Genomic DNA, 24,656 nt, shown 5'->3' with positions numbered 1-24,656 from the left:
TTAAATGGAGTGAAGGTATATGATGATGGGCCCAATTGGTATGATTATATGGATCATTATTATAGGATTCATTATTTATGGGATTATTCAATTAATAACCAAATCATTTGAAAGAAAAGAAGATCCATCACTGCAAATTCTCAAGGAAAGATATGCAAAAGGTGAGATTAGTGAACAAGAATATGAGGAGAGAAAGAACACATTAGAAAGATAGTTTATATGCATTCACAAGTATGACAAATGTGTATAAGTTCACCCTTTATTGTACCATTCCATCCTAAGTAACATTAAGGTAGAAATCGGGTTTAAATAAAATGTGGAACTATTTATTAATCCTCACAAAATCAACAAAATCTTTGTTTACACTAAAACTGTAGAGAAAGAAAGGAGGAAAAACCATGAAACTAAAAAGAGTACCTTTTGTTTTGTCGCTTTCCTTGGCGGCGGTATTGGTTGTAGGACAAGGTGTATTAGCTGAAGAATCAGAAAGTGACAGAACGGGCAGCATGATGAACGGGAACGGAATGATGAACATGATGGAAAATGGAAACATGTCCCAAATGATGGAAGCCATGAATTCACCAGAGGGACAAAAGATGATGAGGACCTGCGGTAATTTTATGGAATCCCAGGAAGATGGCAAAGGAAGTAAGTGAGTTTTTAACCCCCCCTATTTAGGATAAGGCCTCATTCTGTGAGGCCTTATTTTAATCTAAAGGTGATATACAGAGGTGAATCGAAATGGGAAAATGGTTTTCGCGGATTTATGATATAGCAATGACCCCTTTGGAACAGGCCATGTTCAAAAAGGTTAGAAAAACACTCGTAAACGAAGCAACGGGGAGAGTACTAGAAATCGGCTCAGGTACAGGTGTGAATTTTCCTCACTATAAGAAGGCAGCACGGGTAGATGCAATCGAACCCAACCCTTTGATGAGGAAACAATCACTTAAACGTATCAAACAATCCCAAGTGAGAATTCAAACCTACTCAGTCCAGGCGGAAAAACTTCCATTTGACGATAATACATTTGACTCCGTAGTAGCCACGCTTGTGTTTTGTACGATTCCAGACCCTGTACAGGCTATCAAAGAAATCCAGAGGGTCAGTAAACCGGAAGCGAGCTTATTCCTTTTTGAACATGTAAGGATGGATCATCCCCTACTAGGGAGAATGCAAGATGGATTAACTCCTATATGGCTACGGATGTGTGATGGATGTCACTTAAATCGAGATACTTTAGGGTTATTAAAAAGTATGAATGTATCGATTTCAAGAGTCGATTCTCTATATAGAGGGCTTTTTTTAGCTATAGAATGTTCAAACAACACACAATGACATCAATAACCTTCCACATAAAAGGGGTGTAGTGGCAACCTCTGTCTCACAGATAGGGAGAAGCAAACTAAGCTTATGTTTTTACATAGATTTTTCCATATTAACAATGTGTAAGTTAGAAAAAGTCAAAACAAGGGGGTTACAAACATGAAAGTAAAAAATCATCTTAAAATATTAGGCTTAATACTATTTTTATTTGCCTTTTTACCGATTCAAACATTTGCTCACAACCCAGAAGTAAGGGCAAATGGAGACGAAAATTTATTTCAACAGTACACATGGTTTGAGATATTGAATCCAATCTTACTTGTTTCCTTAATAGTGGTCTACATTGTTTATCTTCGAACAATGCGTAAAATATCAAATACACGTTTAGGAGAGCGTAATCTTAAGAAAAAAATATGTTTTCTCCTGGGTTTATTAACCATTTATATTTCACTAGCAGGCCCTCTTGCTATCTTATCCAATAATCTTTTATTTAGTGCGCATATGCTCCAGCAGTCTTTTATGTATATCGTCATGCCTCCTCTCATTTTATTAGGCATGCCACAGGAATTTTATCAACTTTTGGATGAAAAGTTATCTAAACCAAGGTTCTTACGTATTTTAAAATCTCCTTTGTTTAATTTACTGTTATTTAACGTACTTTGGTCCTTTTACCATATACCCTCAGTATACGAATATTTTTCGGGCCAATTTATTTTATTGGAAATCTTGCATCTAGTCTTAACTGCATCTGCTTTTTTAATGTGGATTCAGGTGTTTGCACCGGAAGATAAGATTAATGAAATGTCCTATATAAAGAAGATTGGTTATATGTTTGCGAACGGAATATTAATTACACCAGCCTGTGCTTTAATTATTTTTGGGGTGATGTGATATATCCTTCCATATCTGAAGCACCCCAACTTTTCCCATGGTTTACCGACCTACAGGATCAGCGACTAGGGGGAATCATTATGAAGGTCGTTCAGGAGTTTTCCTATGGTACCGTGATAGCCTATGTATTTTTTAAATGGGCGAGATTGGAGAGAGCGAAGGATGCGCAAGTTGATGAGTATCCAAATGTGGTAGTAGAGTGACATTTAGGTTATTTGATTACTGTATTTAAAAAGGCAGGACCTAGCGAGAAAACCTAGTAACAATAGATGTGGCTCCTTATCTGAGTGGTTAAAAATTAACATGTAAAACATTTATGAAAAGAGGAATTTCAGATGAAACCCCTATTTAGTTTTGGTCCTATTACGATCCACTTTTTTGGTTTGATGATAGCCCTTGGTGCGTTGGTAGGCCTTTTATTATTTATAAGGGAAGCCAAACGAAGAAATTTAAATCACAACTTACTAACGGACATTGTTCTGTATTCATTAATAGGTGGCATCATAGGAGCACGGACTGTTTATATAGTCGTGTATAATCCTTCATATTATTTGGTCAACCCTATACAAGTATTTTTTATCCAAAATGGCGGACTATCCATTCACGGTGGGATTATAGGTGGATTATTGGTCGGTTATTTATTATTAAAGCGTCATAAGTTGCCAATCTGGAGAACACTGGATCTCGTTGCACCATCGTTAATTTTGGCGCAAGGTATAAGTAGGATTGGGTGTGATGTATTTGGCGGTCCAATTTCTAGTACTCTTCCTTGGGGGATGGAGATAATGGGGAACTGTTGCATCCCGCTCAAGCGTATGAGTTTTTATTAGACTACCTCCTGTTCGGTTATTTATGGTTACGATTGAAAGTGACTTCCTATAATGGTCAGGTCTTCTTGCATTATCTGATTGGATATATGACTATTCGTGGTATCGTGGAATTTGCTAGAATAAACCCTATGGTTATTGGTCCTTTTAGTGTAAGTCATATCATGAGTTTAATAGGTATTACTGTTGCCATTTTCCTTATCAGATACCGTAAGGGAAGTGAATCAGTCGATAAGGATAATCCAATTAAAAAAAGTGAATATATCAAAACTGGATTATTTGTGATATCCATTATGGTTTTTTCCTTACTTCTTTATTACGGAGTACAAGGGTGACAAATAGCAAAACATTCCTGATGTCATTAGACAGATAGTGAGGATCTAGAAAAACGAGCAGTGGATAGTTATATAGCCATTGCTCGTTTTTTATTAATTACAATAAAAAGATATTATGTAGTAATGGTCAACTGAAGGAGGGTAAGCAATTTAGATGGAGAACAGGTTGTTTTGCTTACTCCTGTAGAGTCCTAACATTTTGGAAGTTTCTCAACAAAAGGTTTATTAATGTGGATTAACGAGCAAGAATTACGATAGCCACATGACTAAAGCTTCATCATTCCTTCCATTCTCTTTAGACGTTTATCTATCATATCCAGTTTTTGTTCAATTTGTTTGGTTGTCTTCATATGCTCCATCATCATTTGTTTCATTTGTTCCATTTTATCCATCTCCCCAAAAAAACTGCTAATCACACCAAGTATCGTTAAGGTAATAGAAAGCATAAAGGTCAGGTCAGTATAATGGGAAAAGGGTTTTTCTTTTTTATGTTCTTTAAATGCCGTTATACTAGTTGCCATATTCGAGCATACACGGATTAAAACTCGTCAAAATGCCAGTCAAAAAAGTAACCATTAATGCAAATTAAAATTGAAACTCCGCTAATTGCCCGATTGTTTCCATCGCCATTCCATTTTTGGTAATACCCCCTTACAAGATATATAGGACAAAGTCAAAATCCTATAAACAAGATTTTATGATCAATTAAAATGAAATTAAACATGATCAGTTATCCCATTGGACCTGTTGAAGATTCGACTGGCTAAAGGGAAGGGACATTTGGAGAATTACCAGGTCTGTGATGGAATTGGTGGTTTTAATCTTTTATAAATTAAATCATTATATCTGATTTCCTCAAACTTTTCCCACATTTATGGCCTATACTAAAAACACCTAAATTAAAAGGGGGTGTAAGACAGATGAGTTGGGAGTTACTTATCCTGTTAGCTTGTCCGTTGATGATGATGTTCTGTATGAAAGGGATGTTTAGCGGTAACAAAGACAGGGGCGAAAAAGGTAAGGAAACAAAAAGCGCGGAAATTCAGCCAAAAACTTCTCCCCAGGATGTTCAATCTCTCCAAATCAAAATGGCCGAATTGATGGAAGAAAACCAAAAATTGATGAAGGAAATCAAAGACATGAAAGAAACCCAGTCATCGAAAGAATCCCCCACAAAAAATGTAGTCGGAATAAAAGAAGGGCAAGAAAAAAAGACGAATACAGAAGTATCGTAAATGGCTGTATGGGATCAACACGGATTAGGCGATAGGCGAGGAGGCATAGCCTGCTCGCCTTTTCGTTCTGATAAGCCTTCTATACACTTTGCTAAACGTAGTGATTCATCTGTAGAAATAAGATTTATGTGTGTTCGATCACCTCTTTTATATCTAGGAATAACTCATGGAATTACATCAACCTCACAAAATCTACACATTTTTTTGTTTAAATCATAGTGCTCCAATTGTAAGTTTTCACAGGGAGTAAAATAGTTGTTGGGTTATCGGATTACAAACCAATAGACAACATTCATTAGAAAGGAAGGCAGGTTATGAAGCACAATAAAAATCAAAAAGGACAAGGGAAAAGCTGGACGCTCTGGTTATCCGGTATTGTCGGCTTAGTATTGATTCTAACAGTTTTAGGATTCATCCAGGGGAAACAAATCACTAATACCAATGAAGCCGGGGTTCCGGTAGGAACCAAAGCCCCTAATTTTACTTTGGAATCTACCCAGGGACCCATCTCCTTAGCAGATTACAAAGGAAAAAACGTGGTCATATACTTTTATGAAGGAAATGGCTGACAAGCCTGTGTGGATCAGCTCGTTGGGCTGAATGAAAAAGTTGAAGAATATGCGAAGCACAATACGAAAATCCTAGCCATCACTACAGATCCCCTTAGGATGTCTAAACAGGTTGTACAAAAGTATAACATTCAAGTCCCTATATTGTATGATCCGAACCAGAGGGTAGGGAAACCATATGGTGTGACGGATGTGCCTGGTGGGATGGACATGGGTCCGGTAGATACCCACTCGATTTTTGTCATCGATCAGGAAGGGATTGTACGTTGGTATGAAATTTCTCCACAAGAAATGTATGTCCCTATCGAATCGGTTAATGAGGAGTTACAAAAGGTATGGGAGTGATTCGAGACCCGCGTATCATGCAGATTATGCTCCTTGGTACGTATGCGTTAACCGGAAAAATGTTATTGCAACTTCAATTCACAGTTATACAAATGGTTGTGACGCTAACTGTATGTATCTTGTTGGAATGGTTTTTTGTATATTTGAAAAATGGAACGGTCATGTGGCCGCACAGTGCGGTAATCACCAGTCTTGGTATCGTTTTGGTGTTACGGGCGGATACGGTTATTCCGTTTATAATGGCTTCGCTTGTGGCCATCGGCTTCAAACATTTGCTTCGGTACCGGGAGAGTCATATTTTTAACCCTTCCAACATCGGAATTTCGATGATTGTCGTTCTGTTTCCACTTACAACCTCCACAGACCCTGTCCAATGGGGATTCTATCTTTGGATTCTTGCTGTGATGTCTTTAGGAGGACTGTATTTGGTTCATAAGGTCCACCGTTTACCACTCGTATTATCGTTCTTTTTTAGCTTTGTGGGAATCCAGTGGATACGCCACATAATTTGGACTGATGCTTTGAATGCAAGTTTTAGCTCTTTTATGTGGGCCGGATTATTTGTTTTTACATTTAACATGATCACTGATCCAAAGACATCCCCAAAGGATGTAAAGAAACAGATCTACTTTGGATCTTCTATCGCTTTGACTTCTCAGGTCATCATCCACCTGAACATCCATAGCGCTTTGTTCATTAGTTTAGCTATCATATGTTTAGGACAGTTCCTTTGGAAGTGGGTCCGTGACCTTAGCATGTCTAAAGGAAAGCAAGCCTCTGTTAAGACGAATTGAAAAACGTGAAAGAAATGATTGTATATCAGTGTGATTGAATAGGGGTTTAAAGCCATGAAAAGGTTAATCCATTTCACTATCTTTATATAAAATTAGGAGTCTTCACACTTTCACCAAATTTTTTTGTCAGTCTATGAATAGAAAGTTAATAGGATAACTTTCTGGACATTCATACCCCTTTAGTGGTGATGTCATCATATAGTTGAATAATCTGGAGAAAAGAAAGGAATGAGACGTATGGAGAGATGTAACGAAACTCTTGTTTCAACGCAGTGGGCGGATGATCACAAAAGTGATTCAAATGTACAGCTTGTTGAAGTAGATGTAAACAATAGGGCTTATGAGTCCGGCCACATCGAAGGGGCGATTGCCTGGAATTGGTCGACACAGTTGAACGATCAGATTCGCCGTGACATTTTAGATCAAGACCAAATGAAGGAATTGCTCGAGCAGTCGGGTATTACACCTGACACACTCATTGTGCTATACGGGGACAACAATAACTGGTTCGCTGCGTTTGCTTATTGGCAGTTGAAGATGTTTGGTCACGAAAAGGTGAAGCTTATTAATGGTGGGCGCGTAAAATGGGAAAAGGAAGGACGCTCCTATACAGAGGAAAATTTCAGTGTTGAAGGAGTTAACTATCCGTTACCAAAAGAGGTTCATCCGTCCATTCGCGCGCTACGTCCAGACGTAGTTGGTGCACTCAAGAGTGCAACAGCATTTATCGACGTTCGAAGCCCTCAAGAGTTTACAGGTGAGATCATCGCTCCCCGGGTATGACGGAAACCGCACAACGCGGTGGCCATATTCCTGGTGCGGTTAACATTCCTTGGAAGACGGCAACAAACGATGATGGTACTTTCAAATCAACGGAGGAATTGAGAGATATCTATGCTGATAAAGGTGTAACCCCTGATAAAGAAGTCATCACTTATTGTCGTATTGGAGAACGGTCTGCACATACATGGTTCGTGTTGCACGAATTACTCGGCTATAGAAATGTCCGTAATTACGATGGTTCATGGACAGAGTGGGGCAGTATGGTCGGCGTGCCTGTTGAACGGTAGCCCTTCTTTTAGGTATTGGATGGTTTTCAAAGGTACATGATAATGTGAAATAAATTAAGGTGAGAGATAGCGTGGGATGGTTCCTCAAAAGAATCTAAAAAAGAAAGAAGCGCAAGGTCTTCAAATTTAACTCCCATTGATCAATTAAAAATTCGTCTAGCAAACGGTGAGATCACAATGGATGAGTATCTCCGAACAAAAGCAGTCTTAGAAGAATAGAAACACAAAACCCAGCAGCTTTATGAAGGCGCTGGGTTTTGTGTTATTCAAGCCAATTATATCCGTTAATCTTTTTGGTATGAAAATGTTTGGCTTTCCTCATAAAATATACATATTTTTTGACTATAATCCAATAAGGGTAAAGCTCAAAGGGAATATTTATTTGGTTTTCCAAATAGGGATTTTGTCCATGCAGGAAAAAGGAAACAAAAACGAAGAGGACGAGGTGGTTATATGAAAAGACGATGGAAATTAATTCTCGTGGCAAGTCTTTTCTTTGGTGTAATAGGGACGCTGATTTATACCAGCATCGGAAATGCTGCTACATTTTATATGACAGTGGACGAGCTGAAGGCCAAGCAAGAACAGGCAATTGGAAAGCCTATCAAGGTTAGCGGAAAGATTGTCGGCGAGTCGGTTCAATTTGATGCAGATAAGATCTTGCTAACATTTGAGTTACGTGGGGAAAATGGGGGCACTTATCGCGTCCCTATCAAGTATGAAGGAGTTAAACCCGACACGTTAAATGATGGCTGGGAGGCCATTGTAGAAGGTGAGCTAACAGAAGATGGTACATTAGTTGCTTCCGAATTGTTAGTGAAATGTCCTTCGAAATATGAAGCGATGGAGAAAGAAGGGCAAGAACCTCCACCTAGTCATCCTGAATCAGAAAAAACACAAAAAGGTGGTTACGAGGAATGGGAGAAATAGGCCACTGGGCCCTTATATTTGCACTGATAATTGTTTCTTACGGTTTGATTTCGCATTTAATAGCGATACGAACCGGTAGTGGAAAGTGGCTACGGAGTGCGAAACATTCCGTACTGATACTAGCAGGACTCACAACGCTTGCATCTGGATCTCTGATTTACTTATTAATTATCGGAAATTTTGACTATGAGTATGTTGCTCATTACTCAAGTACAGACATGGCGCTCTTTTACAAAATTTCTGCATTTTGGGGAGGGAATGCTGGTTCCCTATTACTTTGGTTATGGATCCTCAGCATTTATACCGCACTAGTCACATGGTCCAAACATAGAGAAAGCGATCAATACTTACCGTGGGTATCCATTTTCTTGTTGGTCATCAATTTGTTTTTTCTTCTTATCCTCAATACGATTGAATTCCCATTTGCCTTAAATCCCGAGGAAGTAAGTGAAGGAAATGGATTAAATCCACTGCTACAAAATCCGGGAATGGCCGTACATCCGGTTACGCTTTATTTGGGGTATATCGGGTTTGCTATTCCGTTTGCTTATGGCATGGCAGCTTTAATGTTGAAGAAAGTTGATGCTACTTGGCTAAAAGTAACTAGACGTTGGACATTAGTCTCGTGGTTATTTTTAAGTATCGGAATTATTTATGGTTCTCAGTGGGCTTACGTTGAATTAGGATGGGGAGGGTTCTGGGCCTGGGATCCTGTAGAAAACGCTTCCTTACTACCTTGGTTGACAGGCACAGCTTTTCTTCACTCAGCGATGATTCAGGAAAGAAAAGGAATGATGAAAAGATGGAATATATCGCTTGTGACTACGACGTTCCTTCTTACTATATTTGGAACCTTTCTAACGCGTAGTGGTCTGCTTTGGTCGATTCATGCTTTTGCGAACGGTCCGATTGGAGCCTACTTCTTAGGATTTATTGGCGTATTATTAGTTGGTTCACTAGCCTTGACTTCATCACGTTGGTCCTTATTAAAAGCAGATGGCCAATTTGAGTCCCCCGTTTCAAGGGAAAGCGGTTTCTTGTTGAACAATCTTTTACTCGTCGTATCAGCCTTTACTGTGTTTTTGGGTACGGTCTATCCGGTACTTTCGGAAGTGGTCACAGGTTCAAAAGTGATGGTTGGCGCCCCCTACTTCAACCGTGTGAATGTTCCGATATTTATTGCGTTAATTCTAGCCATGGGTATCGGCCCTGTTCTAGCTTGGAAGCGATCCAGTTTAAAGGCATTGAAGTATAATCTAGGGGTGCCCCTTGTCATTGCATTCATCATAGCGGTCGGATTAATAGCTATAGGTATTAATAACTGGATGGCTGTTTTATCGATTAGTAGTGCTTTATTTGTAATGATGACGATCATACTTGAGTTTTCTAACGCTGTCCAAGCAAGGATGAAAGCAACTGGGGAAGGCCTTATCCGTTCTTTTCTTATGTTATTTGTAAAAAACAGAAGAAGATATGGTGGCTATATTGCGCACCTTTCGATTGTTTTTATTGTCATTGGACTAACAGGAGCTAGTGCTTTTTCTGTAGATTTACAACGGGGTCTTAATACAGGAGAAAAAATGGACGTTGGCAAGTACACTCTGGAGTATCGAGGGCTAGGAGAAACAACAACGGATTTAAAGCGAATCGTATATGCAGAGTTTCTTGTTGAGAAAGGTGGTAAAGAAATGGGTGTGATCCGTCCTAGTAAAGAGTACTACACGAATGGAAACCAACCGGCAACTGAAGTTTCGGTCGTCAGCACCTTAAAGGAAGACCTCTATGTCGTTCTAAATGGTTGGGTAGAAGAAAGTGGGAAAGCCATTATTCAAGTAAAGATTTTCCCTCTTATTTCTTGGACATGGTTTGGGGGATACCTATTAATTCTTGGTTCCTTAATCGCGTTATGGCCAGAAAGATCCCGTAGAGTAAGAGAAATCCCTCGGTTGAAAATGGAGTCGATACAAAATGGCAGTAAAACTTAAAAGGTTCTATCTATATTTAACCACGATCTTGTTTATAACCATTTTTCCACGGCAGGGTCTTGCACTTGAGGATAAATTGTCTGTGACAAGAAGTGAGGTATTGAACGTAGCAAAAGAAATCCATCCACCGGGTTGTACAGACTCGCGGACGGCTGATTACTGCCAGCGATCTAGTGCTTACGAAGTTCGGGGGAAATTCAGGGCTTGCTTGAACAGGGCATGAACAAGGGACAAGTTATCGATCATTTGGTTCAAAAATACGGTGAACGTATCTTAGCTGCCCCAGCTGCAGAAGGGCTCCATCTAATCCCCTGGCTTCTTCCGGGAATAGTTATGGTATTGGGTGGTGTACTTGTTGCAATCCTTATTTATCGGTGGGTGAAAAAGAAACCCAATGATTCAGAAGAAGAAAGTCGTTCCCAAGCATTTACAAAAGAGGATGAATTAAAGGTTCAGGAAGAATTAAAGAACTGGTTATAAGAAGGGGAGAGTACGAATGCCAACAACGATTATTATCATATTAGGAGTAGTCATATTAATGATTATTCTTTCTCCTTTTTTATCCAAAAGGTCTGAAAACCAGATCTTCAGGGATCAAGGAAGTGACGACCAGGAGAAAGAATATATTTTTTCTCAGTTGGCTGATTTAGAATATGACTTTCAGATGGGGAAGCTGTCTGAATCTGATTTTAACAAATCGAAAAGTGAATTAACCGCTAAAGCTACAAAGTTTGTTCAACCAACGGAAAGCAGATTAGAACAAACGCAAGCAGAGGTAGATCATCAAATAAGAATTCGTTTAAAGAAAAACGGGTTGGAACCCAAGACGGAGGGCCGTTATGAAAGTTAGACAATTTCCCTATATCCTTGTCATCATGGCTATATTTTCTTTTATGATTTATCCATCCCAAGCGTTTGCAGATAGTAAGTATCCTGTTCGGATAACTAATCAGACCATGGTCGTCTTCCCAGTCGATGAAAACACCATCCAAGTTGTTCAAAGTATGAGTTTTAAGAATAACGGGAAGCAAAAAGAAGAAAAACTACCCATTTATCTTCCAGAAGATTATGCTGATTTACAGCTTGGAGAAGGATTAACAGAGGAAAATATCGAGAAAACAGCAAAAGGAATCATTGATAAGACCGGTCTTGATGGTGGAAAAGAAAAACAACTCGTTGTTTTTTATAAGATGCCCATGTTCAATAGCTCTTCCCAATTTGCAATTGAACAATCCTATGTAACAGAGAAGGTTCAGGTTGCTATTCAAACGGGCGTTTTATCATTTACAGCAAGCGAACTGCTGCCACAGTCTGAACTATTTGAAATGAACGGTAAAGAATTCCGGCGTTTCACTCATGTAGATGTTCACCCAGGTGAACCATGGACGCTTTCCTTCCGATTATTGAATACATCTACACAGTCACCTTCAGAAGAGGGGGAACAGAACAATGCAAATAAACCAGGAGCAAAATATACGGAAGACGGATTGAAAATTATCGGAAATGACGGTTTTGGCTATGGAAAGGCGGCTTTTACTATTGTCATTATTATTGTCGCACTTGCAGCCGCCTTACTAGGATTAAAGCGAGACTTACTAAAAACAACTGGGGATCATAGAAAAGTCAAACGATCATGGCTTGTGGATGAAAAGGAAATGCTGTTTGAAGAAATCATTCAGTTGGAAAGAGATTACCAGTCCAACCTAATAACAGAGGGAACGTACGAAAAGACAAAGGAAAAAACAAGGGAACATCTTGTTCGAGTGACAATGGAATTGAACAAGGGGTCCCAGGGATAATGGAATTAAAAAATGTCAATTTATTAATGAACGAAAAAAACGTGCTACGATCAATCAACCTTCATTGGAGACAAGGGGAGTCTATCGCGTTAATAGGGGCCAATGGGGCAGGTAAATCCTCCTTACTTAAAGTGCTGTCTACCTTGGTCAAGCCCAGTTCGGGTAATATAAAATACCCTGTCGGTATTTCGATAAGACAATGGAAGGAATCGCTAGGGATAGTGTTTCCGGAAACATTTCTATATGATGGGCTAACCGGGTATGAAAACCTGCAATTTTACCAGAAGTTGTACGGGAAGGTTGACAAAGATGGAATTGCTCAAGTTTTGGAGCAGGTAGAACTATCACAAGTTCAACATGAACTCGTAAGTTCCTACTCTAAAGGTATGAAACAACGGTTATCTATAGCAAGGGCCCTCGTTCACTATCCGACATACTTTCTTTTAGACGAACCCTTTGATGGACTTGATTTGGCTTCAAAAAAGATACTTGAGGACCTTTTACAGCAAATGCACAAAAAGGGTATGAGCTATGTTTTGGTTAGCCATGATACTGAGCATGCGTGGAAACTGTGTGACCGGGCGCTTCTTATGCATAAGGGCAGTATTGTATTAGAGGAGAAGTGTACTAGGGAAGGCTATCTTCGTTTCTCAAATCTATATAACACCTTGTTTAAGGAGAATCAACATGATATTTCTTAGACAAGTTTCTTTAATAATAACTCGTGATTTACGGATTGAATTTAGAAGTAAGTCGCTTTTGCTATCAATGGTTGTTTTTGCATTATTATTTCAGGTATTTCTTCAGATTGTATTCGATGCTAAAACACAGGCCATTCAAATGGTTTCCCCAGGTGTTTTATGGTTGCCTGTATTGCTATCAGCTATGCTTGGTTTTAGCAAGTATGGGTCAGCAGAAAGAGAAAACGGAGCTATTACAGGTCTGTTGGTGTCTCCCATGGACAAAGGGGCGCTATTCTTAGGGAAGCTAATAGGAAATTATCTGCTCGTTTTTATTGTAATCATGACTTCTGTACCCATTTTCTTTTTATTTTTAAAGCAACCATACCCCGACTCCATTGGATTGTTGATAGCTACACTTCTATTAGGAAGCTGGGGTTTCGTAGCAATAGGTGTTTTTTTCACTACTCTAGCACAATCAAGCAGTGTCACTGAGTTGCTTGTGCCGATTATGATTTTTCCATTAGCTGTACCTTTATTTTTAGCAATAATCCAGTTAACGGAAATGGCACTATACCCGACACTTGGTATGGGAGAAGACTTATGGATTTTGTTATTAATCGGGTATAATCTTATTTTCACCATTGTCCCTTTATTCTTATTTGATCTATTGCTGGAGGTTTAGGATGATAAAAAAATATGTAAATCAAATGAAGTTATCTTTAACTGTAGTAGCAGGAATTTTAATGGTTATCCAAATATATATGGCGTTTTACTATGCTCCGACAGAGAAATTTATGGGGCATATCCAACGGATTATGTATTTCCATGTTCCAAGCGCCTTTGTCGCCTTTGCTGCGTTTGGGATTGTATTTGCAGCTGGTCTTATGTACTTATATACAAAAAATAAGAAGTGGGATTACTTAGCGTTATCATCGGCAGAAATTGGGGTTGTTTTTACAACATTTGTACTCATCTCTGGCTCCCTTTGGGCACGACCCGTTTGGAACGCCTGGTGGGTATGGGATGATCCACGGTTGGTTACATCTTTAATCATGTGGTTTATTTATGTTGCTTACTTGATGATTCGAACCTCTGTTCAAGGAGAAGAACGCTATCGTAAGTTTTCAGCTATTTTTGGAATCATAGGGTTTATTGATGTACCATTAGTTTATTTTTCGGTGAAGTGGTGGAGAACCATCCATCCAAAGGTCATTGATAAACAAGGCGTACACATGCCACCAGAAATGGCTCAAACATTATTCTTTAGTATCTTTGCGTTTTTGTTTCTCTTCGTAACCTTACTGCTTTATCGCTATGTACTTGAAGACCAACGAGAAAAAATAAAAGAACTAAAAAAATAACCTGGAAAAGGACGGTATAACTATGACTTATTTGTTTGTAGGTGTATTCATTCTATGGATTGGTATTTTATTCTATATGGGTCGACTATACAGCCAACAAAAGAAAGTTTCACGTAAGTTAGACGAGTTACAGTGAAAAATTTTTAAGAAAGGGGAGGGAAAATGCTTAGGAAGATTATACGGATCACTTCTCTTATCGCCATTTTAGCGGGGTTTACTTATGTAGCAATTAATTTAGGTCAGAACTCAACTGCGGCTGAGATAGGGGACCCTGCACCTGATTTTACTCTGGAAGATATGGATGGAAATATGGTTAGCTTATCGGATTATCAAGGGCAGTTTGTCGTTTTGAATTTTTTTGCATCCTGGTGTCCACCTTGTAGAGAGGAAGCACCGGAACTGCAAGATTTTGAGGAACAGTACGGAGATCAGGCAAAATTGTTGTTCCTCGATCGTGCAGAACCGAAGGTAAGCGTCCAAGAACATATTGAAGAGTTTAATTCTACGTCAACTTATCTGCTAGATTATAACGACTCTATGGCGAAGCCGTATGGGGTCAGAGGGCAACCCGAAACCTTTTTCATCGATGAGAAAGGAGTGATCCGTTACCATCATGTTGGGCCCATGACGACGGAATTTGTGGTTGAAACAGTAAACAAGTATAGAAAGACACCGTTGAAATAAATCATTTGAGGGATATTCATGAATATAAGCTTATTTAATCAACTTGTTGAACTGTTTAATTTTTTAACAGATCCACTATGGGAGTTATATAACTCCCATAATGGTTATGAGGGGGAACCGTTTCTAGGTGCTGTATTGTTAGGAGCTATAGCAAGTACCTATCCTAGTCAGATTGCTGCTCACTTAGGTGCTGTTACTTATATCTCTAGCGAAATGGTTCACCGGATTAATTGGTGGAAAACGGTTATTGGTTTCTTTACGGGTAAATTGGTAAGTGTTTACTTGGCAGTAAGCCTTATTTTATGGTCAGAGAGTACGTGGGTCACTTCTTTTTTTGAGAATATAAGGCCTTTAAGTGTCCCAGTTTTTTTGCTATTAGGGATATCCCTTCTAACACCTATTATTATTAAAAGTTTCCACAAAACAGCAAAAAAGAAAAAAGTAAAAATAGGGAACGGTCCATTTTTAAAGGGAGGATTAATAGGTTTCATACTCTCTCTTTTTATGGATCATGGTGTCATCAACCTTTTACGACTATACACTCCATGGTTAGCTAATGAATCTGTAGCCAATAGTTTGTTCATTTCTTTTTTATTTGCTTTTACATCTTTTGTGCCTGTTTGGATATTCAGTATAATGGGTTACGGTTTTAAAGTGGATACCTTTTTAAGGAAGCATTCCACGAGGAAATCACTTCACCTATTTTTTGGATTTTCACTTATTATAATTGCATTAAATCTCTTTTTTCTTTATCAAAAGTAATTAGAAAAGAGCTAGAAAGGCAGCTGTAGATTACTATGAATAGATTTACCTTACGGACAAGCATATTGTCTTACTTTATTTTGTTCTTCTTTTTGTTATTTGCTTATGCCTCACCTGCAGGGGCCCATTCTTCACTAGAAGAAACGTTCCCTAAAGGGGGTAAAGTTTTGGAGGAACCACCCTCAACGATTGAGGTTTGGTTTCAAGATCCCGTCGTTACTCACGAGGGTTCTATCAAGGTGATCAATTCAAAGGGTAAAGAAGTCCCTATTTTAAAGACTGAACGAGATCCTAAAGATGCGGGGCATGTTATCACAACATTAGATAAAGAATTAGCACCTGGAGAATTCACAGTGAAAATTAACGTAATTGCTCAAGATGGGTTTATCATTGAGGAGGAGTTTAGATTTTCGATTAGTAATGCAGCAAAGTCTGAATCTGAGGAATTAAAACTAGTTAAATCAAATGTTTCTGATGGAGAAATACACAAAGGGCCCCTGGGACAAATAGAATTATGGTTCAATCAACCAGTTGAGGTAAGAGCCATTGGCATTTTTAATCATCATTATCAGCCCGTTGGAACGAAAAAACCACAGGTCGATTCAGATAACCCAAGGCACATAACTGTTCCAATTTCAAACAAGCTTTCTCCTGGGACTTATCAAATAACTTGGAGTGCCTCACCGGCTAATCAAGACATGCAGACCGTTCTAAATAACACACAAGATGTGTTTTATTTTGCAGTTGACAAGTTTTCTTCGATGACACCCGTTCAAGCAAATACGGGTAATTTTGATTGGAAGACTCTAAGTTTCTCCTTTGGACTTAAGCAATTAGCCTATTGGTTAACATTTATTGGGTTAACAATCTTGTTCGGAATATCGTGGTTTTATTCCATTCTCTTAAAAAACAGGGTCGAAGAAACTCCGCAGAAGAGCACACAGCTTCTATTTTATCTAGTCAGCCTAGTAGGAATGACTTTACTAATTATTCATCATAGATTAGATCTTCCTGAATTAGCAATAAAAGAATTTTTATTGTTAAAGTTCACATGGATCCCTATTTTACAAGTGGTGCTTCTCACCCTAGGTATGTGGATAAAAAAGATACGTTTATTATTATTTGGTATGGCCTTAATATTATGGCCCTTTATCATCGGTCATGCCTCTTACCCACGTTACGGTGGTTATTTTACTATGATCATGACTGCTTTTCATGTTATTGCTGTCGCCATTTGGATGGGGGGGCTTTTTTCACTCATTGCCAAACCGAAACATCATGAGAAAAAGGAATGGCTACAAAGAGTCGGTCCCTCTTTTTCTAACTGGGCCATGATAAGTGTTAGTGTCATCCTATTTACAGGTATATGGATGACGGTCGAGTTTTTGCCCTCTACTTCATTAGAAAGTCTGTTAGAAAGCGAATGGGGTAGGTCTTTACTAATGAAGACCGTACTGTTCTTTTTATTAATCATAATAGGATATGTCCAACGAAAAACGGTTAAGCAGCTTAGTTCCAAATTTACGTTTTCCTTTTTCAAAAGAGTTAGAATAGAAGCAGTATATGGGCTCATCATTTTCTTTTTTGCGGCATCTTTAGTTGCGGCTAACCCTAGTGCAGCTGAACAAGGAGTTTATAGGGAAACACCAGAAGCACCAAATAATTTGGATTTGAATGTTGAAATTACTCCGCTAGAGATGGGGTTAAATACCATTACGTTAGAATTCAAAGAAAACCCTAAAATTAGAAATGTGAAAGTCGAACTGAGTATGCCACCTACATGGCAAGTTGAAAATAATGCGTTTCAAGTTGGGAAAGGAATATATAAATTGACCGGAAATTTACTACATGGTGCTGGAACGATTAATATGAAAGTGAAAGTTCTGATGGAAAATGGGAAAGAGGTTCGGTTACCATACACGATTGTGGTGCCTGGAGAAGTACGTAATCAAAGCGAAAATACTTCCATTTGACTAAAAGATATTTGAACTGTAGTGGAGAAACTTGTTTGGTTAAATAATACTCCTCAAATAAATTACTGAACATAACAACCGATCTAAGTTTCTTCCATGATACAGGGGTTTGTATTTGTACCAAATAATAAATCGATAGGGGGTGCTTTATGAATACAATACACCATGGCTTCTGGACATATTTTATCTTTCGAAAAAAACGGCAACTGGTTAAGTGGTTTGTCATAGGTTCAATTGCACCAGATATTATCTATTTTGTGATGTTTCTGTATTTAGGGGTACAGAAGGAAATACTAACCCTTTCTTTATTGCTAGATCTATTTAAGATGCCAATGTTTGGATTTCCTTCAGATAGTTCAAACATGGCTTTGACTCAATTACATGACTTTATTTTAGAAATGTTTCAGCATCCCATTGTAGAGATTTTACGATTTACTGGACATTCCTTGCTCGTTTGGACCATTCTTTCAGGTCTGGTATATTGGAGAATGGGTTTTAAGCTTTCTCCACTTAAGGCTTTTTTATTGGGATGGTTAGGACATATCCTTACAGATCTATTAACCCATGCAACGGATGCTACACCCATTTTATATCCTTTGAGTGATTTAATTGTACGAAGCCCAATTTCATACTGGAATCCGGATTACTATGGTAAAGAGTTTAATATAGTCAATAACATCCTACTTGTTTTGGCAACTGTTTATTTAATAATAAGGTTTCTGCAAAGGGTGACAAATAGGGGGAAATAAAGTTTTCATAACAAAGCTTTATTTGACAAGAATCGTTAACCTATGTATAAGTTGTTTCATCAATAGAATTATAAAATTATTGGAGAAAATAACAAGAATTCCACTTATTTTTAGGATGTGGGATGTAACTGAAGGTTGGAAGGCGATAACCACTGAATAGATAAAATAGAAGCAATGGACCGCAGACAAAAAAATATTGTTTTTCTAAGTCTTTCACAATACACATTCATCAACTTTTTGACTTGGATTAGTATTTATAATACATCCCTTTATTCATAAATTAGCGCTAGTAATATTATCCCCCCTGTCACTATAGGAACAACTCCTAACTTAACATACTCTGACGTAACATCCATTATAAACACGAGGATAAAAAGGATTACTCCATAGGAGATCATAAGTTTTGCAAGACTTCGAGCTGCCCTTGTAAATTTAAGGATTGTTAAAGCGAAAATTATTGTGGTAAGTGTGATTAGGATGGATAAGGCATTCTGTACTAAGAAGTCCATGCTCACACCTCCTCCCCTATATAAAGTTAACTACTTGAAACATATTTCCCCCTTATAGAAAATCCCTATTAGATGGTTGAAAAATACCCCTACTCGGTTTAATTCTATACATATAACTTAATTACCTTCCCATACCCATTATACTGACTGGTTATCTACAGAGGAGTTGAACTCCTTAAACGAGAGATCATCTTTCGGAGATATATTGGATTGTCGGTTTTCTAGCGCTACTTTCACTATTTAGGGGGATGTCTTTATTATTAGAACGAGTGTTTAATGTAAGGGTGGCTAAACACTTCTACTGATGTCTGACCTCCTTCATTGTTTCTCACTAACAATATAATTGATAATTTTGCAGATTTAGTGCAGATAATTCAGCCGATTGATTCAGTATTGATATGTGGAGAATGGTTAAAGTATTAGGGATAAGGAGGTATTAAAATGGGAGTATTATCAACATCACCGTCAAACATGGATACATGTATTGAAGCTTGTTTTCAATGCCTAAGAGCATGTGAAGAATGTCTGACAGCTTGCTTGCAAGAACCTGATGTACAAACAAGGGTTAAATGTATTCAAACATTAAATGACTGCGCTGAGATTTGTAATCAATCAGTACAGTATATGTCGCGTAACAGTGCATTTTCACCCCAATTGTGCGGCCTATGTGCAACGATTTGTGAGCAATGTGCAGAAGAATGTGAGCAGTTAAAAGACACGCATTGCCAAGAATGCGCAAAAATCTGCCGGCAATGTGCAGAAGAATGCCGTAAAATGGCTGGTTGATTTTTAACTGCTAAGTAGAGTTTCGGGAAACAATTCCCGACACTCTACAGGTGTTCATTAAAAAGTTTTTATAATTATAGAGTATAAAGTGAAACTCCAGTCAATGACGAAAAGATTGACGAGATTGGCAAACCAAGGGGAGGTATAGTCAATTTTAATAAGGGCATAGATAAATTGGAAAGTTGTGCTAGTGAGCACAGAATCATAAGTTGCGAGGTGAAACAATTATGGATTACTCATTATGGCTTTCTATCGTTCCTTCTATTATTGCTATTGCATTAGCAACCTGGACAAAACAAGTGATTCCATCCTTGTTGATAGGTTTATGGGTAGGTAGCTTTATAATAACTGGTTCCTTCCTTGGCTCTATTTCTCAAACCGTAGAATATATTGTGGGGGTTCTGTCTGATCCAGGTAACCTCGATATACTTCTTTTTTTATTTGTGTTCAGTGGTTTGGTGGCTCTTATCCAACTTTCTGGGGGTGTCCAGGCTTTTGCACGTTTCATGGAAAATTACATTAATAATGCAAAAAAGACTTTAATTGTTTCTTGGCTTTTACTACCTATAACCTTCATTGACTGTGGATTTCGTGTAGTAGCAACAGGATCTATTATGAAACCCTTGGCAAAAAAATTCTCGGTTTCTAGGGAACGTTTAGCGTATATGTTAAATAATTCTGCTAGTCCTGTCATTGTGTTAATTCCTGTTGCTACAACTTATATCGGTTACATCCTAGGAGTAATAGGAAAAGGCATGGATGCAGCTGGGGTTGAGGGTTCAGGATTTCAGCTTTTTTTAGCCAGTATACCATTCCAGTTCTTTAGCTTTACCTCGGTTGCCGTGGCACTACTTTCCGTGATTGTCGGATGGAATTTTGGGAAAATGAAACAAATGATCCAATCATCAAAAGGAGATTGTACTAAGTTAAGAAATCAAGGTAAACCTTCTTTATCAACCGCCCATTCTATGGAAATGTCCAAAGAGATTGGAAACACGGATAAGGCGGACACTTCCAAAGACCAAATGGGGTTACTTCAAAAGGAGATATGGAACAAATGGATATGGGTGTAGGTGAACCATCTATAAACCCCAGATTGTTTAACCTACTACTTCCAATTGTTGTATTAATCCCCTTAAGCTTTTATTTAATATGGTGGAGTGGTCAAAAGGAGACTGAAAGTCAAAGTATTATTGAAATATTCACCGCGGCTAATCCTTCAAGGTCCATGTTCCTAGCGTTATTCATCACAGTGATGTTTACGGCTGCATTATATCTAATTCAGGGGATTAAATTGAAAGAAATGACTGACAAGTTTATTAAAGGCGGCAATAAGTTAATGACAACCATTGTTATATTAGCAGTTGCATGGCCTATATCGGACGTATCACAGGACCTCGGGTTGACGGATCTGATTCAAACCACCTTAGGTGGAACACTTACGCCTGTATGGGTGCCGGTGATAGTGTTCATTGTATCCGGAGCTGTAACTTATTTTATTGGTTCTTCTTGGGGGGCATGGGCCTTAATGATGCCTATTGCTATTCCACTTGCTGTGGCTACAGGTGGTAGTATCCCTCTGGCAGTAGCTGCAGTTCTATCTGGAGGTACGTTCGGTGATGTTACCTCACCAGTGTCAGGAATGACTGCAATGTCCGCCGGTGCTGCAGGGGCTGACCATATGAAATATGTTCGAGCGATGACACCATATAACCTCATAGCCGCATCATTAGCAGCAGGACTATTTTTCGTAGTGCCATTTTTCAATTGAGAGAGGACATCGTTATCGTATGATTTGGATGGAAAAAAAAGAGAATCCTAAACCCGTATCTCACTATCTAGCTGTTTGTACAGTGTTGAAGTACGCTGCGTCAGAGACGTCTGGGAGATCATCAGCTTTTGTTGCAACAACAGGGAGTGTTTAATCTGAATATGTTCCAAGTTCCAATCTGTCTACATGTAACAGGGTACGAGGTTTGATGTTCGATTGTATAATGATATCTATAAGATAGATCTGCAAGGAAAAACCAGTTTGATCTAAATCCCGGTCGGTCCCTATCGTTTTGCCCTCCCCCGCGTTTAGAGGGAAGCTTGCATGACTAGGGGAGGCAGTAAAAGAAACAATTGTGTAGAAACAGAAAAAGCGCACAGGCACTATGTACATTGCCAACATGCGCTCAAAATTGCCATCCTCGTGCAGGTGCAAGCCGACAAATGGCTTTCTTAAGTTCTTCTTAAGTTCCAATACCGATAGAAAGATTTGACTTGAGTCGCAACGACACAGTAAAAGTCTAATTCCCCGCCTCCTTAATCAAACGTTCTTCCAGTTTCACTTGAGTGAGATCAGATATGTCATCGAAGTCCCCAAGGATAAATCCATGCATAAAAGGTGGTCTTGGCGGTTCCCTCAAAACAGGATTGAGTTTTAATAAATATTTATCCACGATCTTTGGAACTTTGGAACGTCTAACGAGTAAAAGTGGGGTGTGTTTACCAATGTGGCCGAGTAATGAGCCGGCAACGACTTTCCGCCATGATGAGGTCGTACCGAAAGAAAAGGCGTGCCCACCTCTTTTCTTTCGACTCCAGCCTATTTGACTTTCAGACGACGACCTCACTGCAAACTTCACACTGAGATCATACGGAGTATTAGCCTCAAGGTGGTCCACATCTTCTACAATTGATTTAATTTCTTTTTCTACAGATGTACTAATGGATTTTTCTGATCCAAACAATGTGATATTACGATCTGAAAATCGCCTCAATATTCGCCGCGTTTCCTTAGGTACAGAATTTCTATAGACAAAAATAATCGGTATTCTAGTGTGAGCAGTATAGTACAAGGCAGGCAAAGCTTCTTCCCCATCATCAGCAGAGGCAACGATGAGGTGTTGTTTCCCAAGTTCTCCTTCCGGAGGAATGGTAACCAGCCGAAACTTAGCAACTTCAGCGGCTGTTTGGAAAACATTCTCCGAGCCAAGACGCAAAGTCGAAAAGCCATGTTTTTTTAGTTCATTTTCTACATTTTCACTAATAGGACCAACTAAAATCACCTGTGCTGGAACACCTTCACCTGTTGGAGCAAGCCTAATGATTTCGCCTAATGTTTCTTTTATTAATCTTTCTTTTTTGGGTGAGCAAAAAAGAGGCACCGATGGGATGATCAATCAGGGGCGCCCCGATATAACTGAAATGAAAAATATTTGCAGGCACCAAGATAACGGTTGGAGGACGCCAGAATACATTTTTACTCGGGTATACTAGCTGTGAAACCTTTGTAGAAAAGACATATGGATCTTCTTCGTATATTCTTGTTGTATCGACCGTATCAAAAGTCGAACCCATAATATCTCCACCTTTCTTTTGTAATGATTTCATTTAAAAGCGATAGTTAGTGTTCATGTCGTACTTATTTTATATGTTTCATATTCATGCGGAGTTCTTAGAATGCAGTATCTACGCTATTTGGGACTACTCCAAGAACGTGTAAAGGAAAAATCCCCATTAGTTCGAAACTGTTAGAGTTAGCTTTTCATTCAACGGTTTTGGATCTCCAAATCAATCACGTAGTCTAGTGCAATTATTCCTCCTGCAATAATTGACTTTAATTTTCCTATAACTTAAAATGTTTACCTAAAGAAACTTTTTAGACCTAGTGAATAAGATATTAGGAAATTAAAATGCTCTCCGTTATTGAGGGATCTTTAAATAGGGGGAATATTAAATATGATTGATTTCTTTCTAGACCAACATCCAATAGCTCAGGCTTTAATCGCCACATGCTTTACATGGGGTATGACAGCACTTGGCGCTGCCCTAGTATTTACCACTAAAACACTGAACCAAAAACTGTTAGATGGGATGCTGGGTTTCGCTGGGGGAGTCATGATCGCCGCAAGTTTTTGGTCCCTTCTTTCCCCAGCCCTTGATATGGCTGAGGCTGACGGCATACCTGCCTGGATTCCCGCAGCAGTGGGATTTTTATTAGGAGGATTTTTTCTATGGGGAATTGATAAAATCCTTCCGCACCTTCATCCTACTTCACCTGTCGGAGAAGCAGAGGGGATTCATCCGAATAAAAAAAGGCGAAGTACTTTATTAGTGCTAGCGATCACGTTACACAACATACCTGAGGGGCTTGCCGTGGGGGTTGCATTTGGGGCTATCGCAGCTGGATTCCCTTCAGCTTCCTTAGCAGGGGCTATTGCTTTGGGAATCGGCATTGGTATTCAAAACTTTCCTGAAGGGGTTGCGGTTTCGATGCCCCTTCGAAGGGATGGGATGTCCCGAAGGAAGAGTTTTATGTACGGACAGTTTTCAGGGATGGTTGAGCCTATTTCTGCCGTTATAGGGGTAATGGCCGTTACATTAATCGAGCCTCTTTTACCCTATGCCCTAAGCTTCGCTGCTGGTGCCATGATTTTTGTCGTAGCTGAAGAGGTCATACCAGGCTCTCAAGAAGAGGGAAATAAGGATTTAGCATCGATGACCTTAATGATAGGTTTTACAGTAATGATGATTTTAGATGTAGCACTTGGATAAACAGAATCTACTCGGGAAAGACCAGAGTAGACTCAAAAAAGTAAATGTCAGAGAATTAAGTATCCATGAAAAGTTAAATCGGTACCCGTATGTTCTATGCGTCAACGTAAAGGAATAGGACTTGCCAAAAAAGGGGGTAAATATCGGGGGCGGGTAAAAAAATATATTCGAAACATTAAGGTACGACTATGCCTAAAGCTTTATAAAGAAGGGAATATGACCGTAAAGAAAATTTGTGAAACTACAAATGTGTCAAGGTCAACCTTGTACAGAAAATTGAAAGAAGGAAATAAGAGAAGATAACCATAGCATAAAGTTAATATTTCCCATTTATCCTTCAATTTTTGAATCGTTTCCGTACCCTCTTTAAACAATGTTGCATCGACCAGCATATCTCCCCTTTATTTTACAAGTAAGTGAGGTTCATGGACACTGTGGAATTGATGCGCTTGGTTTCAATAGCACTACACCTGGCCCACTCATTATTCTCAGACAAGGGGT

At 38.9% G+C, this 24,656-nt stretch carries 30 protein-coding genes and 2 pseudogenes; 30 read left to right on the top strand and 2 right to left on the bottom strand.

Annotated elements, in window-relative coordinates:
- The first annotated feature begins 19 nt into the window (after nucleotides 1–19).
- From MUO14_RS03315 to MUO14_RS03200, 25 genes and pseudogenes are all read left to right on the top strand, one after another.
- The gene (locus tag MUO14_RS03315; RefSeq protein ID WP_244753621.1) at nucleotides 20–214 is read left to right on the top strand and encodes an SHOCT domain-containing protein; all 195 of its coding nucleotides are present in this window, start codon (nucleotides 20–22) and stop codon (nucleotides 212–214) included.
- A gap of 184 nt (nucleotides 215–398) precedes the next feature.
- Nucleotides 399–656, top strand: coding sequence for a hypothetical protein (locus tag MUO14_RS03310; RefSeq protein ID WP_244753620.1), 258 nt, complete (start codon nucleotides 399–401; stop codon nucleotides 654–656).
- A gap of 85 nt (nucleotides 657–741) precedes the next feature.
- The gene (locus MUO14_RS03305) at nucleotides 742–1,338 is read left to right on the top strand and encodes a class I SAM-dependent methyltransferase (protein WP_244753619.1); all 597 of its coding nucleotides are present in this window, start codon (nucleotides 742–744) and stop codon (nucleotides 1,336–1,338) included.
- A gap of 147 nt (nucleotides 1,339–1,485) precedes the next feature.
- Nucleotides 1,486–2,420, top strand: a pseudogene (locus tag MUO14_RS03300) (cytochrome c oxidase assembly protein).
- Between the two features lie 132 nt (nucleotides 2,421–2,552).
- Entirely contained in the window at nucleotides 2,553–3,047 is a 495-nt protein-coding gene (locus MUO14_RS24235) for a prolipoprotein diacylglyceryl transferase (protein WP_255822157.1), read from the top strand.
- Nucleotides 2,987–3,379 (top strand): prolipoprotein diacylglyceryl transferase family protein, encoded by a 393-nt coding sequence (locus MUO14_RS24230; RefSeq protein WP_318036011.1) that lies wholly within the window; start codon nucleotides 2,987–2,989, stop codon nucleotides 3,377–3,379. Before MUO14_RS24235 ends, MUO14_RS24230 begins: the two co-directional genes overlap by 61 nt.
- Before the next feature lie 920 nt (nucleotides 3,380–4,299).
- A complete protein-coding gene (locus MUO14_RS03285) occupies nucleotides 4,300–4,614 on the top strand; it encodes a DUF2933 domain-containing protein (RefSeq protein ID WP_244753616.1) in 315 nt (104 codons plus the stop codon).
- Between the two features lie 314 nt (nucleotides 4,615–4,928).
- A complete protein-coding gene (locus tag MUO14_RS03280) occupies nucleotides 4,929–5,528 on the top strand; it encodes a peroxiredoxin family protein (RefSeq protein ID WP_244753615.1) in 600 nt (199 codons plus the stop codon).
- Complete coding sequence (locus tag MUO14_RS03275; RefSeq protein ID WP_244753614.1) at nucleotides 5,519–6,322, top strand: RnfABCDGE type electron transport complex subunit D; 804 nt, start codon at nucleotides 5,519–5,521, stop codon at nucleotides 6,320–6,322. The genes MUO14_RS03280 and MUO14_RS03275 overlap by 10 nt, the downstream gene beginning before the upstream one ends.
- 237 nt (nucleotides 6,323–6,559) lie before the next feature.
- The gene (locus tag MUO14_RS03270) at nucleotides 6,560–7,105 is read left to right on the top strand and encodes a sulfurtransferase (protein ID WP_244753613.1); all 546 of its coding nucleotides are present in this window, start codon (nucleotides 6,560–6,562) and stop codon (nucleotides 7,103–7,105) included.
- Complete coding sequence (locus MUO14_RS03265) at nucleotides 7,102–7,392, top strand: sulfurtransferase (protein ID WP_244753612.1); 291 nt, start codon at nucleotides 7,102–7,104, stop codon at nucleotides 7,390–7,392. Before MUO14_RS03270 ends, MUO14_RS03265 begins: the two co-directional genes overlap by 4 nt.
- Before the next feature lie 453 nt (nucleotides 7,393–7,845).
- On the top strand, nucleotides 7,846–8,322 hold the full coding sequence (locus tag MUO14_RS03260; RefSeq protein WP_244753611.1) for a cytochrome c maturation protein CcmE: 477 nt from the start codon (nucleotides 7,846–7,848) through the stop codon (nucleotides 8,320–8,322).
- Entirely contained in the window at nucleotides 8,310–10,307 is a 1,998-nt protein-coding gene (locus tag MUO14_RS03255) for a heme lyase CcmF/NrfE family subunit (protein WP_244753610.1), read from the top strand. Before MUO14_RS03260 ends, MUO14_RS03255 begins: the two co-directional genes overlap by 13 nt.
- On the top strand, nucleotides 10,291–10,530 hold the full coding sequence (locus tag MUO14_RS03250) for a hypothetical protein (RefSeq protein ID WP_244753609.1): 240 nt from the start codon (nucleotides 10,291–10,293) through the stop codon (nucleotides 10,528–10,530). The genes MUO14_RS03255 and MUO14_RS03250 overlap by 17 nt, the downstream gene beginning before the upstream one ends.
- Entirely contained in the window at nucleotides 10,512–10,787 is a 276-nt protein-coding gene (locus MUO14_RS03245; RefSeq protein WP_244753608.1) for a cytochrome c-type biogenesis protein, read from the top strand. The genes MUO14_RS03250 and MUO14_RS03245 overlap by 19 nt, the downstream gene beginning before the upstream one ends.
- Nucleotides 10,788–10,803: 16 nt before the next feature.
- Nucleotides 10,804–11,157, top strand: a complete 354-nt coding sequence (ccmI, locus tag MUO14_RS03240) for a c-type cytochrome biogenesis protein CcmI (protein ID WP_244753607.1) — start codon at nucleotides 10,804–10,806, stop codon at nucleotides 11,155–11,157.
- Complete coding sequence (locus tag MUO14_RS03235) at nucleotides 11,147–12,106, top strand: hypothetical protein (RefSeq protein WP_244753606.1); 960 nt, start codon at nucleotides 11,147–11,149, stop codon at nucleotides 12,104–12,106. The genes ccmI and MUO14_RS03235 overlap by 11 nt, the downstream gene beginning before the upstream one ends.
- Nucleotides 12,106–12,807, top strand: coding sequence for an ABC transporter ATP-binding protein (locus MUO14_RS03230; protein WP_244753605.1), 702 nt, complete (start codon nucleotides 12,106–12,108; stop codon nucleotides 12,805–12,807). The genes MUO14_RS03235 and MUO14_RS03230 overlap by 1 nt, the downstream gene beginning before the upstream one ends.
- Complete coding sequence (locus MUO14_RS03225) at nucleotides 12,794–13,471, top strand: heme exporter protein CcmB (protein WP_244753604.1); 678 nt, start codon at nucleotides 12,794–12,796, stop codon at nucleotides 13,469–13,471. The genes MUO14_RS03230 and MUO14_RS03225 overlap by 14 nt, the downstream gene beginning before the upstream one ends.
- 1 nt (nucleotide 13,472) lies before the next feature.
- The gene (locus tag MUO14_RS03220) at nucleotides 13,473–14,150 is read left to right on the top strand and encodes a cytochrome c biogenesis protein (protein WP_244753603.1); all 678 of its coding nucleotides are present in this window, start codon (nucleotides 13,473–13,475) and stop codon (nucleotides 14,148–14,150) included.
- A 22-nt stretch (nucleotides 14,151–14,172) separates the two neighbouring features.
- On the top strand, nucleotides 14,173–14,286 hold the full coding sequence (locus MUO14_RS24685; RefSeq protein WP_396265798.1) for a CcmD family protein: 114 nt from the start codon (nucleotides 14,173–14,175) through the stop codon (nucleotides 14,284–14,286).
- Nucleotides 14,287–14,312: 26 nt separating this feature from the next.
- The gene (locus MUO14_RS03215) at nucleotides 14,313–14,834 is read left to right on the top strand and encodes a TlpA family protein disulfide reductase (RefSeq protein ID WP_244753602.1); all 522 of its coding nucleotides are present in this window, start codon (nucleotides 14,313–14,315) and stop codon (nucleotides 14,832–14,834) included.
- 18 nt (nucleotides 14,835–14,852) lie between these two features.
- On the top strand, nucleotides 14,853–15,596 hold the full coding sequence (locus MUO14_RS03210; protein ID WP_244753601.1) for a hypothetical protein: 744 nt from the start codon (nucleotides 14,853–14,855) through the stop codon (nucleotides 15,594–15,596).
- A 35-nt stretch (nucleotides 15,597–15,631) separates the two neighbouring features.
- Entirely contained in the window at nucleotides 15,632–17,569 is a 1,938-nt protein-coding gene (locus MUO14_RS03205) for a copper resistance CopC/CopD family protein (RefSeq protein ID WP_255822155.1), read from the top strand.
- Nucleotides 17,570–17,718: 149 nt separating this feature from the next.
- Nucleotides 17,719–18,318 (top strand): zinc dependent phospholipase C family protein, encoded by a 600-nt coding sequence (locus MUO14_RS03200; protein WP_244753599.1) that lies wholly within the window; start codon nucleotides 17,719–17,721, stop codon nucleotides 18,316–18,318.
- 269 nt (nucleotides 18,319–18,587) lie between these two features.
- Here MUO14_RS03200 and MUO14_RS03195 read toward each other — a convergent pair whose 3' ends face one another.
- Nucleotides 18,588–18,827: a hypothetical protein gene (locus tag MUO14_RS03195; RefSeq protein WP_244753598.1), complete on the bottom strand. Its 240-nt coding sequence runs from the start codon at nucleotides 18,825–18,827 to the stop codon at nucleotides 18,588–18,590.
- Nucleotides 18,828–19,268: 441 nt separating this feature from the next.
- On the opposite strand from MUO14_RS03195, the gene MUO14_RS03190 reads away from it, so the two are divergent.
- The 3 genes from MUO14_RS03190 (at nucleotide 19,269) to MUO14_RS03180 (ending at nucleotide 21,384) form a co-directional block, all read left to right on the top strand.
- A complete protein-coding gene (locus MUO14_RS03190) occupies nucleotides 19,269–19,613 on the top strand; it encodes a four-helix bundle copper-binding protein (RefSeq protein ID WP_244753597.1) in 345 nt (114 codons plus the stop codon).
- A gap of 227 nt (nucleotides 19,614–19,840) precedes the next feature.
- Nucleotides 19,841–20,686 (top strand): Na+/H+ antiporter NhaC family protein, encoded by an 846-nt coding sequence (locus MUO14_RS03185; protein ID WP_244753596.1) that lies wholly within the window; start codon nucleotides 19,841–19,843, stop codon nucleotides 20,684–20,686.
- A complete protein-coding gene (locus tag MUO14_RS03180; RefSeq protein ID WP_244753595.1) occupies nucleotides 20,662–21,384 on the top strand; it encodes a Na+/H+ antiporter NhaC family protein in 723 nt (240 codons plus the stop codon). Before MUO14_RS03185 ends, MUO14_RS03180 begins: the two co-directional genes overlap by 25 nt.
- Nucleotides 21,385–21,904: 520 nt before the next feature.
- Here the strand turns inward: MUO14_RS03180 and MUO14_RS03175 are convergent.
- On the bottom strand, nucleotides 21,905–22,780 hold the full coding sequence (locus tag MUO14_RS03175; protein WP_244753594.1) for a cell wall-binding repeat-containing protein: 876 nt from the start codon (nucleotides 22,778–22,780) through the stop codon (nucleotides 21,905–21,907).
- A 559-nt stretch (nucleotides 22,781–23,339) separates the two neighbouring features.
- On the opposite strand from MUO14_RS03175, the gene MUO14_RS03170 reads away from it, so the two are divergent.
- Both MUO14_RS03170 and MUO14_RS03165 read left to right on the top strand, forming a co-directional pair.
- The gene (locus tag MUO14_RS03170; protein ID WP_244753593.1) at nucleotides 23,340–24,155 is read left to right on the top strand and encodes a ZIP family metal transporter; all 816 of its coding nucleotides are present in this window, start codon (nucleotides 23,340–23,342) and stop codon (nucleotides 24,153–24,155) included.
- Between the two features lie 96 nt (nucleotides 24,156–24,251).
- Nucleotides 24,252–24,458: pseudogene (locus tag MUO14_RS03165) on the top strand (helix-turn-helix domain-containing protein); the annotation flags it as partial.
- Nucleotides 24,459–24,656 lie beyond the last annotated feature (198 nt).

Origin of the sequence: Halobacillus shinanisalinarum, assembly GCF_022919835.1 — a bacterium.
GTDB lineage: Bacteria > Bacillota > Bacilli > Bacillales > Halobacillaceae > Halobacillus_A > Halobacillus_A shinanisalinarum.
The sequence above is the reverse complement of the archived record's forward strand: the minus strand, read 5'-3'. Positions and strand labels throughout refer to the sequence as shown.

Excerpts from the sequence above, each read along its gene's own strand:
- MUO14_RS03315 (WP_244753621.1), top strand. The coding sequence starts at position 20 with ATGATGATGGGCCCAATTGGTATGATTATATGGATCATTATTATAGGA.
- MUO14_RS03310 (WP_244753620.1), top strand. The coding sequence starts at position 399 with ATGAAACTAAAAAGAGTACCTTTTGTTTTGTCGCTTTCCTTGGCGGCG.
- MUO14_RS03305 (WP_244753619.1), top strand. The coding sequence starts at position 742 with ATGGGAAAATGGTTTTCGCGGATTTATGATATAGCAATGACCCCTTTG.
- MUO14_RS24235 (WP_255822157.1), top strand. The coding sequence starts at position 2,553 with ATGAAACCCCTATTTAGTTTTGGTCCTATTACGATCCACTTTTTTGGT.
- MUO14_RS03285 (WP_244753616.1), top strand. The coding sequence starts at position 4,300 with ATGAGTTGGGAGTTACTTATCCTGTTAGCTTGTCCGTTGATGATGATG.
- MUO14_RS03275 (WP_244753614.1), top strand. The coding sequence starts at position 5,519 with ATGGGAGTGATTCGAGACCCGCGTATCATGCAGATTATGCTCCTTGGT.
- MUO14_RS03270 (WP_244753613.1), top strand. The coding sequence starts at position 6,560 with ATGGAGAGATGTAACGAAACTCTTGTTTCAACGCAGTGGGCGGATGAT.
- MUO14_RS03265 (WP_244753612.1), top strand. The coding sequence starts at position 7,102 with ATGACGGAAACCGCACAACGCGGTGGCCATATTCCTGGTGCGGTTAAC.
- MUO14_RS03260 (WP_244753611.1), top strand. The coding sequence starts at position 7,846 with ATGAAAAGACGATGGAAATTAATTCTCGTGGCAAGTCTTTTCTTTGGT.
- MUO14_RS03255 (WP_244753610.1), top strand. The coding sequence starts at position 8,310 with ATGGGAGAAATAGGCCACTGGGCCCTTATATTTGCACTGATAATTGTT.
- MUO14_RS03250 (WP_244753609.1), top strand. The coding sequence starts at position 10,291 with ATGGCAGTAAAACTTAAAAGGTTCTATCTATATTTAACCACGATCTTG.
- ccmI (WP_244753607.1), top strand. The coding sequence starts at position 10,804 with ATGCCAACAACGATTATTATCATATTAGGAGTAGTCATATTAATGATT.
- MUO14_RS03235 (WP_244753606.1), top strand. The coding sequence starts at position 11,147 with ATGAAAGTTAGACAATTTCCCTATATCCTTGTCATCATGGCTATATTT.
- MUO14_RS03230 (WP_244753605.1), top strand. The coding sequence starts at position 12,106 with ATGGAATTAAAAAATGTCAATTTATTAATGAACGAAAAAAACGTGCTA.
- MUO14_RS03225 (WP_244753604.1), top strand. The coding sequence starts at position 12,794 with ATGATATTTCTTAGACAAGTTTCTTTAATAATAACTCGTGATTTACGG.
- MUO14_RS03220 (WP_244753603.1), top strand. The coding sequence starts at position 13,473 with ATGATAAAAAAATATGTAAATCAAATGAAGTTATCTTTAACTGTAGTA.
- MUO14_RS24685 (WP_396265798.1), top strand. The coding sequence starts at position 14,173 with ATGACTTATTTGTTTGTAGGTGTATTCATTCTATGGATTGGTATTTTA.
- MUO14_RS03215 (WP_244753602.1), top strand. The coding sequence starts at position 14,313 with ATGCTTAGGAAGATTATACGGATCACTTCTCTTATCGCCATTTTAGCG.
- MUO14_RS03210 (WP_244753601.1), top strand. The coding sequence starts at position 14,853 with ATGAATATAAGCTTATTTAATCAACTTGTTGAACTGTTTAATTTTTTA.
- MUO14_RS03205 (WP_255822155.1), top strand. The coding sequence starts at position 15,632 with ATGAATAGATTTACCTTACGGACAAGCATATTGTCTTACTTTATTTTG.
- MUO14_RS03200 (WP_244753599.1), top strand. The coding sequence starts at position 17,719 with ATGAATACAATACACCATGGCTTCTGGACATATTTTATCTTTCGAAAA.
- MUO14_RS03195 (WP_244753598.1), bottom strand. The coding sequence starts at position 18,827 with ATGGACTTCTTAGTACAGAATGCCTTATCCATCCTAATCACACTTACC.
- MUO14_RS03190 (WP_244753597.1), top strand. The coding sequence starts at position 19,269 with ATGGGAGTATTATCAACATCACCGTCAAACATGGATACATGTATTGAA.
- MUO14_RS03185 (WP_244753596.1), top strand. The coding sequence starts at position 19,841 with ATGGATTACTCATTATGGCTTTCTATCGTTCCTTCTATTATTGCTATT.
- MUO14_RS03180 (WP_244753595.1), top strand. The coding sequence starts at position 20,662 with ATGGAACAAATGGATATGGGTGTAGGTGAACCATCTATAAACCCCAGA.
- MUO14_RS03170 (WP_244753593.1), top strand. The coding sequence starts at position 23,340 with ATGATTGATTTCTTTCTAGACCAACATCCAATAGCTCAGGCTTTAATC.